Raw genomic sequence first — 16,566 nt, forward strand, 5'->3', positions numbered from 1 at the left:
TCGGTGGAGCGCACGCGGAGGTGAGCGGGATGTCGGACGAGTTCGTCGGCTCGGGTGACCCTGCCTACGAGGCCAAGGTGCTGATGATCTCGGTGGCGGCGCGGATGGCGGGGATGCACCCGCAGACGCTGCGCCAGTACGACCGGTTGGGCCTCGTCCAGCCGGGACGGGCAGCCGGTGGCGGGCGGCGCTACAGCGTCCGCGACGTGGTGCTGCTGCGCGAGGTACAGCGGCTCAGCCAGGACGACGGCATCAACCTCGCCGGGGTGAAGCGGATCATCGGGCTGGAGCGGCTGCTGGAGGAGGCGCAGCAGCGGGTGGCCCGGCTGGAGGCGGAACTGGACGCCGCGTACCGCCGGATCGCCGAGCTGGAGGCCCTGGCGCGCTTCCCGGGCAGCGACCTGGTGCCGACCAACCGCACCTCCACGGCGCTGGTGGTCTGGCGTCCCCGCCGCCCCGAGCGCTGACGACACCGCACCACATCGCGCCCGGCCGCCCTTTCGCGGCCGGGCGCGACCGTCTTCCCGGTCCGCCGGGCGCGACCCGGTCGGCCCCGCGCGGCCCCGGTCGGCCCCGTGCGATCCCGCGCGGCCTGCGGGCCGACCCGGCGGCCCCGCGGGGTTGCACAGCCCTGATGGGTTCTGCGCGCGCTTGTGCCGGCCGGGCGGTTCTGCACGGCTTGCGCCGTCCCTGAGGGGCCCGCGCGCCTTACGCCGGCCTTCTGCGCCGGCCGGGCGTCGTCGAGTGGAACACCACGGGTGTCACCGCCCTCGGATGACACCCATGGTGTTCCACTCGCGCACGGTTGCGGGTTCGCCCGCGCGGAAGGTGCCAGATCGGCTAACCTGCGAATCAGGTCCAACCCGCTTAATCCGGACTTCGATGGCAGGGGGAGCCATGACGGAAGCCGCGCGGAAGGTTGCCGAGCAGGCGGAGGAACGGCTCCAGGAGGTGGCGAAGAACGCCCGGGAGAGGTTCGACCGGGTCACCGAGGGCCGCTTCACCGACAAGGTCAAGAAGGGCGCGTTCGCCGACCGGGCCGACCATGGCACCGACCAGGAGCGTGACCGGGCGGGACGCCGCGAGCAGGGCGGATCGGAACACTGACGATCCGCCGACGTGCGGGCCGGGACCCACGGGGGGTCCCGGCCCGTTCGCCGTTCCGGGGCCGGGACGTCGTGGGGTTCCGTGCGGGTCCCGGCCCGTTCGCCTTTCGGGCCGGGATGCCGTGGGGTTCCGTGCGAGTCCCGGCTTGTTCGCCGTTCCGGGTGGAGACGTCCTGGGTTCCGTGCGGGGTCTGGCTCGTGCGCCGCGAAGGGGCGCGGGCCGGGACGCCCGGCCCGCCGGGGTTCAGGCGATGCGGCGGTTCTCCCGGACCAGGCCGCCCTCGCACCAGTCCCGGTAGACGAAGAGTTCCGGGCGGGCGAGCAGCGCCCGGCTGTTGTACGCCCAGGTGCGCATCAGGTCGTCGCCGTTGCGTTCGGCCTGCTCCACCAGCTTGCGGAAGCGCCGCTTCGGGTGGGCGCGGAAGTTCGTCCGGATGCCGTCGGCGGCGTAGATGTAGAGGCAGTGCAGCGCGAAACGGCGCGCCGGGCAGGACGGGTCCATCGCCAGGTCGAAGAGCACCGCCACCAGCCGGTCGCCGGAGACCAGCAGGTCCCAGTCGGGCGGCATCGACGTGAGCGGTACGGAGTCGGGCTGGTAGGCCCAGGCGCGCAGCTCGGTGGGGCTCGGGTCGACGGGGTTGGCAAAGCCGTGGAACGTCGACTCCTGCACGCTCACGGCCAACCTTCCGCTCTCGTCCGCAGGGGGCGTCGGCCACCCGCGAGCTCTGGCTGCTGGGGCGAAACGGTAACCCGGAGCGCTGTCCGGCGGTAGACCCCGCGGGGAGCAATTCGACATCCGTCGGCCGAGGGCCGGGCCGACCGTACGGTCGATCCGGTCCGGCCCCCGGCCCGGGCACTCGGCCCACGGCCGGCGGGGATGCGGGCGTCGCCGGAGCCGAAGAACTCCTCGGCCTCGGCGACATCGGGCACTCGGCAACGGGCTCGGCCCCCGGCCGACGTCGGTCAGTCCGGTAACGCTGCCGGCCTGGCCTGCTGGGCGGCGCCGCGCTGCCGCAGCCAGCGCTTGAACCACGCGAAGTCGGGCAGGCGTGCCAGCATCGGCCCGGTCACCACGGTGATCAGCACGTACGCCGTCGCGAGCGCCGCCAGTTTCGGCTCGACGCTGCCGGCGGCCACCGCGAGGCCCGCGATGACGATGGAGAACTCACCCCGTGGCACGAGGGCCAGGCCGGCGCGCCATCGACCGGGCTCGCCGATGCCGACCCGGCGGGCGGCCAGGTAGCCGGTGAGCGTCTTCGTCCCCATGGTGACGATGGCCAGCGCGAGCGCGGGCAGCAGCACCGGCGGGATGTCCCGGGGGTCGGTGACCAGGCCGAAGAAGACGAAGAAGACCGCGGCGAAGAGGTCCCGCAGCGGTGTGAGCAGCTCCGTGGCGTGGTGCGCCACCGGCCCGGAGAGCGCGATGCCGACCAGGAACGCCCCGACCGCCGCCGACACCTGGAGCTTCGCCGCGATGCCGGCCACCAGCAGGGTCATCCCGAGTACGCCGAGCAGCAGCGCCTCCGGGTCCTTCGCCGACATCGCCGTGGAGATCAGGTTGCCGTACCGGATGGCGACCACCAGCACGAGCATCACTGTGCCGACCGCGACGACGAGCGTGAGGCCACCCCCGAGCAGGCTGCTACCGGCGAGCACGGCCGTCAGCAGGGGCAGGTAGAACGCCATGGCCAGGTCCTCGATCACCAGGACCGAGAGGATCACGGGGGTCTCCCGGTTACCGAGGCGGCCCAGGTCGCCGAGCACCTTGGCGATCACCCCGGAGGAGGAGATCCAGGTGATGCCGGCCAGCACCAGGGCGGCCACCCAGTCCCAACCGAGCAGCAGCGCGAACGCCGCGCCCGGCAGCGCGTTGAGCAGCCCGTCGATGAGCCCGGCGGGGGCCGCGGCGCGAAGGTTGCCGACGAGCTCGTTGGCCGAGTATTCCAGGCCGAGCATCACCAGCAGCAGGATCACGCCGATCTCGGCGCCGACGGCGAAGAACTCCTCGCTGGCGTTGAGCGGGAGCAACCCGCCGTGCCCGAACGCGAGCCCGGCGAGCAGGTAGAGGGGAATCGGCGAGAGGCCGATGCGGCGGCTCAGCCGGCCGAGGAGGCCGAGCAGGAACAGCAGCGCGCCGACTTCGACGAGCAGGGTTGTGGTGTGGTGCATCCGCGCCTCAGCCGTCCGGGTCACTGTCGGCGAGGATGGCTGTCACTCCGTCGAGACCCCGGCGGGTCCCGACGACGACCACCACGTCACCGGCGGCGAAGCGGAAGGACGGGTCCGGCGAGGCGATCACCTCGCCGTGGCGCAGCACCGCGACGATCGAGGCGCTCGTGCGGGAGCGTGCCTGCGTGTCGCCGAGCTTGCGGTTGACGTACTTCGACCCGGCCGGAATGGCGATCTGCTCGGTTAGCAGCCCGGCGGCCTGGTCGCGCAGCCCGGAGAGCTGGCCGAGCATCAGGGACGCGCCGAGGATGTCGGCGAGCGCCTCCGCCTCGTCGTCGGTCAGCGGTATGTCGTGCTGACATGAGTCGGGATCGTCCGGGTCGTACAGGACGAGGTCACGGCGGCCATTGCGGTGGGAGACGACGCCGAGGCGGCGGCCGGATTCCGTCAGCAGATCGTGACGGACCCCGATGCCGGGCAGGGCGGTCTGTTCGACACGTACGCGCACGGCGGTCAGGCTACTCCCCGCTGTCACCTGCGAATATCGTCAGGAGGCCGCGTACCGCTCAGTGATTCGCCGGTGTCCGTCCGCCACCGACGGACGCGCGGACCCGGCCACGCGGATGGCGTACGACATCGGGGTCTGCCGCACCGGCGCGGGCGCCGGGCGGCGCCGGTGTGATCCGGCTCACGTCCCCAGGGTTGAGCGGAATAGGCTCAACTCTGGTTGTGTCCTTCTCAGTGGACACGCCGATCCGGGGGAGCCCATGAACACGGAACGTCTCACCACCAAGAGCCGCGAAGCCATCACCGGTGCCGTCGCGCTGGCGAACCAGCGCGGGCACGCCACCGTGGAGCCCTGGCACCTGCTGCTGTCACTGCTGGACACCGAGGGCTCGACCGCCGCCGGCCTGCTGCGCGCCGTCGGGGCCGACCCCGCCGAGCTGCGCCGGGTCGCCCAGCGCTCGGTCGACAACCTGCCCGCCGCCCGGGGCTCCAGCATCGCCGAGCCGACCCTGGCCCGGGAGTTCGTCAACGCCATCGGGGCCGCCGAGCAGATCGCCCGGCCGCTCGGCGACGAGTACACCTCCACCGAGCATCTGCTCGCCGGCCTGGCCCGCGTGGGCGGTGCGGTGTCGAACGCGCTCAAGTCCGCCGGCGTCACCGAGGAGACGCTGGTCGCCGCGTTCCCGTCGGTACGCGGCGGGGACCGGCGGGTCACCAGCGCCGATCCCGAGCAGACCTACCAGGCCCTGGCCAAGTACGGCGTGGACCTGACCGCGAGCGCCCGCGACGGCAAGATCGACCCGGTCATCGGCCGGGACTCGGAGATCCGCCGGGTGATCCAGGTGCTCTCCCGCCGCACCAAGAACAACCCGGTGCTCATCGGCGAGCCGGGCGTCGGCAAGACCGCCATCGTGGAGGGCCTGGCCCAGCGGATCGTCGCGGGCGACGTGCCCGAGTCGCTGCGGGACAAGAAGCTCGTCTCGCTCGACCTGGGCGCGATGGTCGCCGGGGCGTCGTACCGGGGCCAGTTCGAGGAGCGGCTGAAGTCCGTCCTGGAGGAGATCAAGAACTCCGACGGGCAGGTCATCACCTTCCTCGACGAGCTGCACACCGTCGTCGGCGCCGGCAAGGGCGAGGGCTCGATGGACGCCGGCAACATGCTCAAGCCGATGCTGGCCCGCGGCGAGCTGCGGATGGTCGGCGCGACCACGCTGGACGAGTACCGCGAGCACATCGAGAAGGACCCGGCCCTGGAGCGCCGCTTCCAGCCGGTGCTGGTCGGCGAGCCGACCATCGAAGACACCATCGGCATCCTGCGCGGCCTGAAGGAGCGCTACGAGGTGCACCACGGCGTACGCATCACCGACGCCGCGCTGGTCGCTGCCGCCTCCCTGTCGGACCGCTACATCACCGACCGGTTCCTGCCGGACAAGGCGATCGACCTGGTCGACGAGTCGGCGTCCCGGCTCCGGATGGAGATCGACTCCCGGCCGGTCGAGGTGGACGAGATCGAGCGGGCGGTGCGCCGGCTCGAGATCGAGGAGATGGCGCTGGCCAAGGAACCGGACGCCGCCTCCGCCGAGCGGCTGGAGCGGCTGCGCAAGGAGCTGGCCGACAAGCGCGAGCAGCTCACCGCCCTGTCGGAGCGCTGGCAGCTGGAGAAGAGCCACATCACCAAGCTCTCCACGGCGAAGGAGGAGCTGGAGCGGCTGGGCGGCGAGGCCGAGCGGGCCGAGCGCGACGGCGAGCTGGAGCGCGCCGCCGAGCTGCGCTACGGCCGCATCCCGGCCCTCAAGGCCGAGCTGAAGCAGGCCGAGGAGGAGCTGGCCCGCCTCCAGGCCGAGGGCGCGATGCTCAAGGAGGAGGTCGGCGCCGACGACATCGCCGCCGTGGTCGCCTCCTGGACCGGCATCCCCGCCGGGCGGCTGCTGGAGGGCGAGACCGCCAAGCTGCTGCGGATGGAGGAGTCGCTCGGCGCCCGGGTGGTCGGTCAGGCCGAGGCGGTCGGCTCCGTCTCCGACGCGGTACGTCGCGCCCGGGCCGGCGTCGCCGACCCCGACCGCCCGACCGGCAGCTTCCTCTTCCTCGGCCCGACCGGCGTCGGCAAGACCGAGCTGGCCAAGGCGCTCGCCGAGTTCCTCTTCGACGACGAGCGGGCCATGGTCCGCATCGACATGAGCGAGTACGGCGAGAAGCACTCCGTCGCCCGGCTCGTCGGTGCCCCGCCCGGCTACGTCGGCTACGAGGAGGGCGGCCAGCTCACCGAGGCGGTGCGCCGCCGGCCGTACTCGGTGATCCTGCTGGACGAGGTCGAGAAGGCCCACCCGGACGTCTTCGACATCCTGCTCCAGGTGCTCGACGACGGCCGGCTCACCGACGGGCAGGGCCGCACGGTGGACTTCCGCAACGCGATCCTGATCCTCACCTCCAACCTGGGCTCGTCGGTGATCGGCGACCTGACGCTGGCCGAGGAGCAGCGGCGGGAGGGCGTCCTCGCGGTGGTCCGCTCGCACTTCAAGCCGGAGTTCCTCAACCGCCTCGACGACATCGTGGTCTTCGCCGCGCTGCGCGGGGACGACCTGCGGGCCATCGTCGACATCCAGCTCGACCGGATGCGCAGGCGGCTCGCCGACCGCCGCCTCGGCCTGGAGATCACCGAACCGGCCCGCGTGTGGCTCGCCGAGCACGGCTACGACCCGATCTACGGCGCCCGCCCGTTGCGTCGCCTGGTCCAGACGGCGATCGGCGACCAGCTCGCCAAGGCGCTCCTGTCGGGCCAGATCCGCGACGGCGACACGGTCAGGGTCGACCTGGCGGACACCAAGGACGCCCTGACCGTGACCCCCGCCTGACCCCCACCCACCCACCCACCCACCCCAGCCCGCCCCGGCCACGCCGCCAGCCGGAACGGATCCCCGTCGATCAAGAGGTTTGCGTCTCCGCAGCGCACCGTTGAGGGCGTAAACCTCTTGATCGACAGGGTGGGCGGCGCGCGGCGAGGGAAGGAGACAGGGCATGTTCGGGATCGGGAAGAGACGCGACCGGGAAGTGGCGGCGGCGCTGGACGAGCTGCGGCAGGCGGACACGGTGGCCTTCGGTGGGGTGGGCATCGCCGGGACGACGCTGCCGGTCACCGAGGCGTACCGGCGGGTCGAGGCCGCGCTGGCCGAGGACCCAGCGGGCGTACGCGACCAACTCGACCGGCTGCTCGCCGAGGCGACCCCGGCCGGCCGCGTCTACGCCGCCACGCTGCTGGAGCACGTCGACCCCTCTGCCGGGCGGGCCGCCTGGACGGCGCTGGGCGACGATCCGGCCGAGTTCGGCACCTTCACGGGCTGCGTCATGGGCCGCACCACCCTGCGCGAGTACGCCGCCGGGCACCTCGGCCGAGGCTGACCCGCCACGGTTCGGACCCTGGCGCTCTACCTGCGCCACCCCGCCGGCACGGGCCCCCGGCACCCCGCCCCGCCGGCTCGGGCCCTCGGCCGCCCACCCCGCCGGCTCGGGCCCCGGCAGCCCTGGGCCACGCGGCCCTTCGGGAGCCCGGGGCACCTCCGCGCAGGGCCCCTCGGCAGCCCCGGGCCGCCCCTGACGCCCCTGCGCGGCCGGGTACGCCGTGTGACTGGTCTTTCACTCAGCCGACAACATGTTTCCCCAGGTGCGCGGGGTTGTTACCGTCTCCGCCGACGTACCTGGGGAGGTGGTCGGGATGAGCGGGACGATCGCATACGTGCTGGCGGCGGTGGGCTGTCTGGTCGGGGTCGCGGGTCTGGTGGTGGCCGTGGTGGTCTGGAACCGGACGCGGTCCCGCCCGCAACAACGGGCCAAGGGGCCGGGCGACCCGCTGCGGGACCGCGACGCCGACGCGCTGCGCGGCGACCCACGCCGCCTGAAGCCCGGCGACATCGTCGAGATCCGGGGCACCTCGTACGCGGTGCGCGGCTCGATCCGCCTCGTCGAGGGCGGCTGGAGCTGGGCGGAGCACCTGCTCGACGACGCCGCCGGCGTGCGCCGCTGGCTCTCCGTGGAGGAGGACCCGGAGCTGGAGCTGGTGCTCTGGGGGGCCGAGCAGGGCGCCACCGTCACCCCGGGCGCCCCGACGATCGACTTCGCCGGCCGCCGCTACAACTGGAACGAGTCCGGCCAGGCGCGCTTCACCGCCGTCGGCAACACCGGCCTCGACCCGACCGGCACCATGCGGTACCACGACTACCAGGCGCCCGGCGGGGCCCGGCTCTCCTTCGAGGCGTACGGCGAGGCGGGCTGGGAGGTGGCGCTCGGTGAGCTGCTGCACCGCGGCGACGTGATGATCTATCCGCAGTCCGAGGTGGGCTGATGCTCGTCACCCTCGACGCCCCGTACGTCGACACCAGCGCCGCCGACCTCAGCCTCGCGCTCGACGACGTCGAGCGGCCCGCGCTGCACGTGCTCGACCTCGACCTGCCCGACGGCGTCCGGCTGCGGCTGCGGCTGCTCGGCGCCTCGCACCAGGTGGTCCTGCACGCGCCCGGCGCCACGCTGACCGAGACGGTCGCCTGCCTGCCCGGCCGCCCGCCCGAGCTGCCCGGCGCGGTGCGGGACGAGGCGAGCGGCTACCACTTCACGGCGACCGTGCTGCGGCCCGCCGGCGCGGGGTTGAGCGAGCAGGTGGCCGCCCTCCGCGCCGACCTGGCCGACGACCCGTACGCCCTGGTGGGCGTGTTTCCCGGCGACGCCGACGCGGTGACCGCGCTGGCGGTCCGCCGCGACCCGCCGGCCGGCACCCTCGCCTGGCGCACCTGGCACGCGTATCCCCAGACCAACGAGCTGGTCCTGACCGAGACGGTGGTGGCACTGCGATGACGTACCGACGCTGGTTCGTGGTGGGGGTGGCGTTCGCCGTCATCGGCGCCCTGGTCGCCGCCTTCGCCATCTTCTACGGCAGCTTCTCCCCGCGCGGCTACGTGGAGGACAAGTACAGGCGGGCGGCGAGCCACGACATCGGCCGCAACGCCGTCGCCTACACCTCGCCCCGCTCGCCGAGTCAGGTGGCGAAGGAGGTCACCGACGCGTGGCAGCCGGCCGACCAGTACGTCGACGGCAGCGGCGTGTACCTGCGCTACGACGACGACTCGGTGGTGATCCTGCCGATCGCCGCCGGCTCGGTGATCCTGCTGGAGCGCATGAGCACCGCCTATCCCCGCTACCACTCCACGGTCGGCTCCCACTGGGGCTGGGGCCGTGGCAGCACCGTCCGGGGCGGCGGCCCCGGCAGCGGCAAGTGACGCACCGACCCCCCTCACCCTGGAGCCTCCTGTGCAGACCCTCGTCACCGATCTGCTGGTCACCCTCGCCTACGGGGCGGTCGGTGTCCTGCTGATGGGTATCGGCTACGTCCTGGTGGACCTCGCCACCCCCGGCAAGCTGAACCAGCTGATCTGGACCGAGCGCAACCGCAACGCCGCGCTGCTGCTCGCCTCGAACCTGGCCGGCGTCGGCATCATCGTGGTCGCCGCGATCGCCGCAAGCGACGACGACTTCGCGCTCGGCATCGTCGGCGCGTCCGCGTACGGGATCCTGGGCCTGGTCATCATGGCGGCGGCGTTCGTGCTGCTCGACGTGGCCACGCCGGGCAAGCTCGGCGAGATCCTGGTCGACCAGCAGCCGCACCCGGCGGTCTGGGTCTCCGCCGTCGTGCACCTCGCCACCGGCGCGATCATCGCCGCCGCGATCAGCTGATGGCCGGGGCGAAGACCACCGGCGGGCAGAAGGCGGCGGGCGCGAACGCTACCAAGGGCACCTGGATCGTCTGGGTGGTCATCGGGGTGGTCGTCCTCTGCTGCGTGGGCATCGGCGTGGTCAACGGCCGCGACGGCGGGGACGACGTGCCGCCGCCGACCTCCCAGGAACGCGGCGACACCGTGCCGATCCTGCAACGCTCCAGCGCCAGCCAGGGCGTCTGCTACGGCTGGGTGCTCCAGGACTACTACGGCTACACCGACCTCAGCGTCGGGTCGAACCTCGGCGACGGGGTGGCGGTCGAGGAGAACGCGGCCTGCCCGCGCTGGGTGCAGGTGGTCGCGCGGGTCGCGTACACCTCGGAGAGCAGCGAGAGCAACGACTTCGCCCGCGTCACGGTGGAGACGTCCGACGACGTCTCCGCGACCGCCCGGCTGCGGATGCAGAACGGGTTGGAACGGCTCGGGCTGACCGAGGACGCCTTCGTCGACGAGCCCGGCTGGGCCGTCACCCGGGCGGCCGTCTCGCTGCCGTTGCTCGCCGCCGAGGCGGGGGTGGTGGAGCCGGCGCCGACCCCGGCGGCGGCGACCGGCGAGCCGGCGCCGCTGCCCGACGCGGGTAGCGACCTCTGGCGCGACCGCTGGGGCTACCTGCTCGCCGCGGTCGGCCTGCTGCTGTTCACCGCGCTGCTGTTCGCCGCCGGCTTCTGGCAGCGCAGCCGCCAGCGCCGCAAGAGCGCCGAGGGGACCGCGCGGGCGACGGGCGCCCCGGCTCGCGGGCGTACGCCGGCGGGCCGGTGACCGTCGAGGCGCCGGCACCGCCCGCGCGGTGGCGGCTGTCCCGCGCGGCGGTGCTCGTGGCGGTCTTCGTCTGCGCCGCCTGCGGCCTGGTCTACGAGCTGGCCCTGGTCGCCCTGGGCAGCTACCTGATCGGGGACACGGTCGGGCAGACGTCGATCGTGCTCGGCGTGATGGTCTTCGCGATGGGCGTCGGCGCGCTCGCCGCGAAGCCGTTGCAGCCCCGGTCGGCCGTCGCGTTCGCCGCGATCGAGCTGGCCCTGGCCCTGCTCGGCGGCCTCTCCGTGCTCGGCCTCTACGCGGCGTTCGCGTGGCTGGACCTCTACGGCCCGGCGCTGGTCGCCACCGCCTTCGTGCTCGGCCTGCTGATCGGCGCGGAGATCCCGCTGCTGATGGTGCTGCTGCAACGCATCCGGGAGCAGGCCGCCGGCAGCGCGGTGGCCGACCTGTTCGCGGCCGACTACGTCGGCGCGCTGCTCGGCGGGCTGGCCTTCCCGTTCCTGCTGCTGCCGGTCTTCGGCCTGCTCAAGGGGGCGCTGGTGGTCGGCGCGGTGAACGCCGTCGCCGGGCTCGCGCTGGTCTGCACGGTCTTCCGGCGGGAGCTGGGCCGCCGGGCGCGCGTCGCGCTCGGCGCCGGCAGCGTCGTGGTCTTCCTCAGCCTGGGGTACGCGTGGGTGACCGCGCACGACTTCGAGCTGACCGCCCGCCAGCAGCTCTACCGGGACCCGGTGGTGCACGCGGAGCGCAGCCGGTACCAGGAGATCGTGCTCACCCGCTCGGTCGCCGAGACCGGGCACACCGGCACCGACCTGCGGCTCTTCCTCAACGGCGACCTCCAGTTCAGCTCGGTCGACGAGTACCGCTACCACGAGGCGCTGGTACACCCGGTGCTGAACGGCCCGCGCGGCGAGGTGCTGGTGCTGGGCGCCGGGGACGGCCTCGCCGTACGCGAGCTGCTGCGCTATCCCGACGTCCGGCGGATCACCGTGGTGGACCTGGACCCGGCGGTGGTGGCGCTGGCCCGCAGCGAGCCGCAACTGCGCCGGCTCAACGCCGGGGCGCTCGACGACCCCCGGGTGCGGGTGGTGCACGCCGACGCGTTCGCCTGGCTGCGTACCGCCGCCGACCGGTTCGACGCGGTGGTGGCCGACCTGCCCGACCCCGACGAGACGGCCACCGCCAAGCTCTACACGGTCGAGTTCTACGCGCTGGTGCGTACGGTGCTCGCCGAGGGCGGCCGGCTGGTGGTGCAGTCCGGCTCGCCGTACTTCGCGCCCCGGTCGTACTGGTCGATCGAGGCGTCGCTGCGCGAGGCGGGCTTCGCGACCACGCCGTACCACGTGGACGTGCCGTCCTTCGGCGACTGGGGCTTCCTGCTGGCGGCCCCCGGGCCGACCGCGCCCGCCCTGGCCCTGCCGCCGGGCGCCCCCGGGCTGCGCTTCCTCGACGCGGCGACCCTGACCGCCGCCGGCAACTTCCCGGCCGACCGCCGTCGGGTGGACGTGCCGGCCTCCACCCTGCTCCAGCCCCGGGTGCTGGAGTACGCCCGCGCGGAGTGGCGCGGCTACTGAGGCGTCGCTCTCCGGCCCTCCGGCCACCCGTCGTACGGCGGGTCGATGTCCGTCTGACGTGCCGGAGTGGCCCGACCTGGATACGGTGTGACCGCGATCTAGGGAAGGAGAATCATGGTCGATTCCCACAACACGCCGGCCCGCACCCGGCCGGGTGTGGTGACCATTTCGACGTATCTGCTGTGGCTGTTCGCGCTCACCCAGCTGATCGGCCTCATCATCACGCTGTCCACCATCGGCACCATCTCGGAGACGCTGGACGAGGCGTACCGGGGCACCGACGCCAACGGCACGCAGAACCTGGCGGACATCACCACGATGTTCGCCATCGGTGGTGCCGTCTTCGTGCTCCTGCTCGCGGTCGTGCTGGCCGTGCTCGGGGTGTTCAACAACAAGGGCAGCAACGGATCGCGGATCACCACCTGGGTGCTCGGCGGCATCATGGTCTGCTGCACGGGCGGTGGCCTGGTCAGCGGCTTGGGCGGCGGCCTCGGCACCGGTCAGACGACCGGCGACGGGCCGAGCCCGGAGGAGATCCAGCGTCGTCTCGACGAGGCGCTGCCCGGCTGGGTCAACCCGGTCACCACCCTCCTCGGCGTGCTCGGGCTGCTCGCGCTGCTCGCCGCGCTGATCCTGCTGGCCCTGCCGAAGGCCAACGAGTTCTTCCGCAAGCCGAAGCAGGGCTGGGAGCCGCCGGTTCCGGGCGCGGCCTACCCGCAGTCCGGCCAGCCCGGTTACCCGCAGACCGGTCAGCCGGGTTACCCGGCCACGCCGGGCTACCCGCCGACGCCGGGGCACTCCGACCAGCCGGGCTACCCGCCGGCCCCGGGGCAGCCGCAGGGCTCCGACCAGCCGGGCTACCCGCCGCCGTCCACGCCGTCCGGCGGGGACCAGCCGGGGTCGAACCCGGGTGGCGAGCAGCCGGGGTCGGACCGTCCCGGCCCGACCCCGCCGCCGGTGAGTTGACCGGTCGATAACAGCGACGCCGACGGTCCCTCCGAGTAGGTTGCAACCCGAACGCCTACCGGAGGGACTCGTCGTGTCGTACCCCGATCAGGCACCGGCCCGTCGCCCGGCCGTGGTCACGGCGGCTGTGGCGGTGCTGGCGCTGATGGCGGTCGCCGCCCTCGCGTACGCCGTCGCCGGCGTGGCGACGCGCGGCGGCACCGTCGACCGGTTCCGCGCCGACGCCGCGGAGACCTCGGCGGGCCCGGACCAGATCGACCGGGTGGTCGGCCTGCTCGGCGTGTCCACCGTGCTGACGGCGGTGGTGAGCCTGCTCGCGGGGCTGCTCCTCGCCGGTCTCGCCGTCGGCCTGCGGGCCGGCCGCGACGGCGCCCGCACCGCGACCTGGGTGGTGGCGGGGCTGGGGCTGGTCTCCGGATGCTGCGGTCTGGCGCTGCTGATCGGCCAGCGCGCCACCCCGCTGGGGTCGGGTGAGGACGACCGGGCGACAGCGGAACTCTTCGGCCTCCTCGCCGACGCCTACCCGTCCTGGTGGATCCCGTTGGGGGCGGGGCTTTCCGTCGGCCAGGTGCTCGGTTACCTTGTGGTAGCCGTGCTGCTGGCACTGCCGGCGGCGGGTGCCTGGTTCCGCCGGCGGCCCGCGCCGACCGCCCCGCAGCACCACCCGGCGTCGCCCGCGTCGCCACACCCGCAGCAGCCGCCCGGGGCGCCGCCCGCGCCCCCGTACCCGCCGAGGTGAGGACCGCCCGTGACGCTCGACGAGCCGACCAGCGAGCGGCGGGCCCTGATCACCGGCGCGACCGCCGGCATCGGTGCCGCCTTCGCCCGCCGGTTGGCCGCCGACGGCTGGCACCTGGTGCTGGTGGCCCGCGACGCGACCCGGCTGACCGCGACGGCCGACGAGTTGACCGGGCGCCACGGCCGGAAGGTCGAGACGATCCCCGCCGACCTGTCCACGGACGACGGTTGCGCGACGGTGGAGCGGCGGCTGGCCGAGGGCACGCCGATCGGGCTGCTGGTGAACAACGCAGGGATCAGCCTGAACACCCCGTTCCTGCGGTCGTCCGCCGAGGACGAGGCGCGGCTGCTGCGGCTCAACGTGCACGCCGTGATGCGGCTGACCCTCGCGGCCCTGCGTCCGATGACCGAGCGACGGTCCGGGGCAGTGATTAATGTCTCTTCGGTGGCGGGGTTCGGCGCGGTCATGCCGGGCTCGACATACTCCGCCAGCAAGGCGTGGGTCACCAACTTCAGCGAGTCCGTCGGCCAGTCCGCCCGTCCCTACGGCGTACGCGTGATGGCGCTCTGCCCCGGCTACACGCGTACGGAGTTCCACGAGCGCGCCGGCATCAACATGTCGAAGACGCCGGAGTGGATGTGGCTGCGGGCCGACGACGTGGTCGACGAAGCCCTGCGTGACCTGCGGAAAGGCAAGCTGGTCAGCGTTCCGGCGTGGAAGTACAAGCTCGCCGTGGCGGGGCTGCGGCACGCGCCCAGGCGACTGCTGGAGGCGGTGTCCCGCGACACCCGGGGGCGGATCGGCCGCGACGTCGGCTGAGTGGCGGCTCGACGACGGCACGTCGCGTCGGCCCCCGTCGATTGCCCGTTATGTCCGGCTGAACGGTCGCTCAGCGTAGCCGGTCCTCGCCACCCGAGGTCGTTCCCAGGGTTGATCCGGGTGGACCCCACACACGACGTACAGACTTGAGCAGTACCCTCTATCGGCATGGGGGACCACGACGACCTGCGTAAATTCATCACTGACCTGGCTGTGGTCCACGGCCGGGTGGTGCTCTCCTCTGGCCGCGAGGCCGACTGGTACGTCGATCTACGTCGCGTCACGCTCCATCACCAGGCGGCTCCGTTGGTGGGGCGCGTGATGCGTGACCTGACGGCCGACTGGGCATATGAAGCGGTGGGCGGGTTGACCCTCGGCGCCGACCCGGTGGCACTGTCGATGGTGCACGCCGCGTCCGGCACCGATCGCCCGGTGGACGCGTTCGTGGTTCGCAAGGCGGGAAAGACGCACGGGCTCCAGCGTCGGATCGAAGGGCCGGACGTGGCCGGCCGGCGGGTGTTGGCGGTGGAGGACACGTCCACCACCGGGGGAAGCGTGTTGACGGCGGTCGAGGCCCTTCGCGAGGTCGGGGCCGAGATCGTGGGTGTGGCGGTTATTGTTGATCGAGGCGCCGGCGACGCGGTGCGAGCCGCCGGATTGCCGTATCGGGCGGCCTTTACGTTGGCTGACCTCGGCCTTGTGGCGTAAAAGTCTGCCGATTCGGATCCGCCGATATGCAGGCGGATCGATGCTGCTGGTGGAAGGATGGAATTCGTGGGAACTGCGTTGGCTGAAATGACTATGCCTCAGATCTCGCCGCTTGCCGGCGAGCCGATCGAACGTGCCGATGCCGAGCGTCTCGCGGGGGTCCTCAAGGCCCTCGCCGACCCCGCTCGACTGCGGCTGCTCAGCCTGATCCAGTCGGCGCCCGAGGGCGAGGCGTGCGTGTGCGACCTGACCGCACCCCTCGGCCTCTCGCAGCCGACGGTCAGTCACCACCTGCGAATCCTCACCGAGGCCGGCTTGCTGGAGCGGGAGAAGCGTGGTGTCTGGGCCTACTACCGGCTGGTGCCGACGGCGATCGCCACGATCGCCGATCTGCTGACGCCGCCGCGCAAGCGCGCCACCAAGAAGGCGCGCTGACGCTTCCGATCCGGTCCGCTCGGTGGCCGCCCTCAAAGCGGCCACCGAGCGGATGGGCCGTGCCGAGCCGGTACCGGCTCAGCGGACGTGCGGGCTCTCGTACGTCTCCTCGGTGAGATCCCTCGCCGCGCGCCGCAGTCGACGACGCTCGGCGATGATCATTGCGCTGACCAGCGCGACGCCGAGCAGGAAGAGCGCGAGAATCGACACGAGGTTGTCGCCCGGGGCGTGCATGGACCGGTCCTCCGACTGCCACGGCCACAGGGCGCGGAGGCTGCCGACGATGATCCCGGCCATCACCGCCAACGTCATGCGCCGGTGCTTCTCCAGTAGCCACTGAAGCAGCTTCACGAACAGCGCCAGGCCGATGACCATCCCGGCTGCGAAGACGGCCAGGTAGCCGAAGTCACGGTCGTTGACCGCATTGATCGTCGGCTCGTAGAGGCCGACGGTCAGTAGCAGGAACGATCCGGAGACGCCGGGCAGCACCAACGCGCAGACCGCGACCGCCGCCGCCACCAGCACGATCAGGGGATTCGGAGTGACCGTCGCCTGCGGGAGACCGGTCAGCACGAAGGCGGCCACGGCGCTGACCACCAGGGCCGCGACCTCCTTGCCCCGCCACGGCTTGCCCACCATCGAGATCGGCACCAGCACCGAGGCGAGCACGAGACCGAGAAACAGCCCACGGGTCTGCTCCGGGTGATCGTGCAGCAGCGGTTCCAGCAGCTTTGCCGCGATCAGCAGACCGGGCACCATGCCCAGCAGGAGCGGGATCACCACCTCCCAGTGCACCTGCCGGAACTGCTGCGAGGCCCGCGTCCACCCCCTCCCGCGAGGGACGTCCGAGGCCGCGAAGCGGACCGCGTTCACCAGGTGGCCAGCGGACGCGATGACCCGCTCGTACACCCCGGTGACCAGCGCGATCGTGCCACCGCTGACCCCCGGAACGGCCTCGGCCACCCCGATGGCCGCCCCACGGAAGACGTGGCCAATGCGTTCGCCCCATGCCATTGCGAGAATCCGTCCGT

The 16,566-nt window shown here is 72.8% G+C and carries 19 protein-coding genes; 15 read left to right on the forward strand and 4 right to left on the reverse strand.

Annotation, left to right across the window (positions count from 1 at the left end):
* Window positions 1-29 precede the first annotated feature (29 nt).
* Together CLT72_RS23045 and CLT72_RS23050 are read left to right on the forward strand one after the other, a co-directional pair.
* A complete protein-coding gene (locus tag CLT72_RS23045; RefSeq protein ID WP_101413556.1) occupies window positions 30-467 on the forward strand; it encodes a heat shock protein transcriptional repressor HspR in 438 nt (145 codons plus the stop codon).
* Window positions 468-897: 430 nt separating this feature from the next.
* A complete protein-coding gene (locus CLT72_RS23050) occupies window positions 898-1,107 on the forward strand; it encodes a hypothetical protein (RefSeq protein WP_101413557.1) in 210 nt (69 codons plus the stop codon).
* A 243-nt stretch (window positions 1,108-1,350) separates the two neighbouring features.
* On the opposite strand, the gene CLT72_RS23055 is transcribed toward CLT72_RS23050, so the two are convergent.
* The 3 genes from CLT72_RS23055 to CLT72_RS23065 form a co-directional block, all read right to left on the reverse strand.
* Complete coding sequence (locus CLT72_RS23055; RefSeq protein WP_089002671.1) at window positions 1,351-1,782, reverse strand: hypothetical protein; 432 nt, start codon at window positions 1,780-1,782, stop codon at window positions 1,351-1,353.
* Between the two features lie 287 nt (window positions 1,783-2,069).
* The gene (locus CLT72_RS23060) at window positions 2,070-3,275 is read right to left on the reverse strand and encodes a cation:proton antiporter (protein WP_101415337.1); all 1,206 of its coding nucleotides are present in this window, start codon (window positions 3,273-3,275) and stop codon (window positions 2,070-2,072) included.
* A gap of 7 nt (window positions 3,276-3,282) precedes the next feature.
* Window positions 3,283-3,783, reverse strand: a complete 501-nt coding sequence (locus CLT72_RS23065; RefSeq protein WP_101413558.1) for a cation:proton antiporter regulatory subunit — start codon at window positions 3,781-3,783, stop codon at window positions 3,283-3,285.
* Between the two features lie 259 nt (window positions 3,784-4,042).
* On the opposite strand from CLT72_RS23065, the gene clpB reads away from it, so the two are divergent.
* The 13 genes from clpB to CLT72_RS23130 all read left to right on the forward strand — a co-directional run bounded on the left by clpB (window position 4,043) and on the right by CLT72_RS23130 (window position 15,535).
* A complete protein-coding gene (clpB, locus tag CLT72_RS23070; RefSeq protein ID WP_101413559.1) occupies window positions 4,043-6,634 on the forward strand; it encodes an ATP-dependent chaperone ClpB in 2,592 nt (863 codons plus the stop codon).
* A gap of 163 nt (window positions 6,635-6,797) precedes the next feature.
* Entirely contained in the window at window positions 6,798-7,178 is a 381-nt protein-coding gene (locus CLT72_RS23075) for a hypothetical protein (protein WP_101413560.1), read from the forward strand.
* A gap of 313 nt (window positions 7,179-7,491) precedes the next feature.
* On the forward strand, window positions 7,492-8,118 hold the full coding sequence (locus CLT72_RS23080) for a DUF4178 domain-containing protein (RefSeq protein ID WP_101413561.1): 627 nt from the start codon (window positions 7,492-7,494) through the stop codon (window positions 8,116-8,118).
* Window positions 8,118-8,624 carry a DUF2617 family protein gene (locus CLT72_RS23085; protein ID WP_101413562.1) on the forward strand — a complete coding sequence of 169 codons (507 nt, stop codon included), beginning with the start codon at window positions 8,118-8,120 and terminating at the stop codon, window positions 8,622-8,624. The genes CLT72_RS23080 and CLT72_RS23085 overlap by 1 nt, the downstream gene beginning before the upstream one ends.
* The gene (locus CLT72_RS23090; protein WP_101413563.1) at window positions 8,621-9,046 is read left to right on the forward strand and encodes a DUF4247 domain-containing protein; all 426 of its coding nucleotides are present in this window, start codon (window positions 8,621-8,623) and stop codon (window positions 9,044-9,046) included. The genes CLT72_RS23085 and CLT72_RS23090 overlap by 4 nt, the downstream gene beginning before the upstream one ends.
* A gap of 31 nt (window positions 9,047-9,077) precedes the next feature.
* Window positions 9,078-9,500, forward strand: a complete 423-nt coding sequence (locus CLT72_RS23095) for a DUF350 domain-containing protein (protein ID WP_101413564.1) — start codon at window positions 9,078-9,080, stop codon at window positions 9,498-9,500.
* A complete protein-coding gene (locus CLT72_RS23100) occupies window positions 9,500-10,300 on the forward strand; it encodes a hypothetical protein (protein ID WP_101413565.1) in 801 nt (266 codons plus the stop codon). Before CLT72_RS23095 ends, CLT72_RS23100 begins: the two co-directional genes overlap by 1 nt.
* A complete protein-coding gene (locus tag CLT72_RS23105) occupies window positions 10,297-11,868 on the forward strand; it encodes a polyamine aminopropyltransferase (protein WP_101413566.1) in 1,572 nt (523 codons plus the stop codon). The genes CLT72_RS23100 and CLT72_RS23105 overlap by 4 nt, the downstream gene beginning before the upstream one ends.
* 114 nt (window positions 11,869-11,982) lie before the next feature.
* Entirely contained in the window at window positions 11,983-12,834 is an 852-nt protein-coding gene (locus CLT72_RS23110; RefSeq protein WP_101413567.1) for a hypothetical protein, read from the forward strand.
* Window positions 12,835-12,907: 73 nt separating this feature from the next.
* Window positions 12,908-13,573 (forward strand): hypothetical protein, encoded by a 666-nt coding sequence (locus tag CLT72_RS23115; RefSeq protein WP_101413568.1) that lies wholly within the window; start codon window positions 12,908-12,910, stop codon window positions 13,571-13,573.
* Between the two features lie 9 nt (window positions 13,574-13,582).
* Window positions 13,583-14,392 carry an SDR family NAD(P)-dependent oxidoreductase gene (locus CLT72_RS23120; protein ID WP_101413569.1) on the forward strand — a complete coding sequence of 270 codons (810 nt, stop codon included), beginning with the start codon at window positions 13,583-13,585 and terminating at the stop codon, window positions 14,390-14,392.
* A 168-nt stretch (window positions 14,393-14,560) separates the two neighbouring features.
* A complete protein-coding gene (locus CLT72_RS23125; protein ID WP_101413570.1) occupies window positions 14,561-15,100 on the forward strand; it encodes an orotate phosphoribosyltransferase in 540 nt (179 codons plus the stop codon).
* 57 nt (window positions 15,101-15,157) lie between these two features.
* Complete coding sequence (locus CLT72_RS23130) at window positions 15,158-15,535, forward strand: ArsR/SmtB family transcription factor (RefSeq protein WP_089002658.1); 378 nt, start codon at window positions 15,158-15,160, stop codon at window positions 15,533-15,535.
* Between the two features lie 78 nt (window positions 15,536-15,613).
* Here CLT72_RS23130 and CLT72_RS23135 read toward each other — a convergent pair whose 3' ends face one another.
* The gene (locus CLT72_RS23135; RefSeq protein ID WP_101413571.1) at window positions 15,614-16,549 is read right to left on the reverse strand and encodes a DUF368 domain-containing protein; all 936 of its coding nucleotides are present in this window, start codon (window positions 16,547-16,549) and stop codon (window positions 15,614-15,616) included.
* Window positions 16,550-16,566: the final 17 nt, after the last annotated feature.

The organism is Micromonospora sp. CNZ309, from assembly GCF_002846525.1.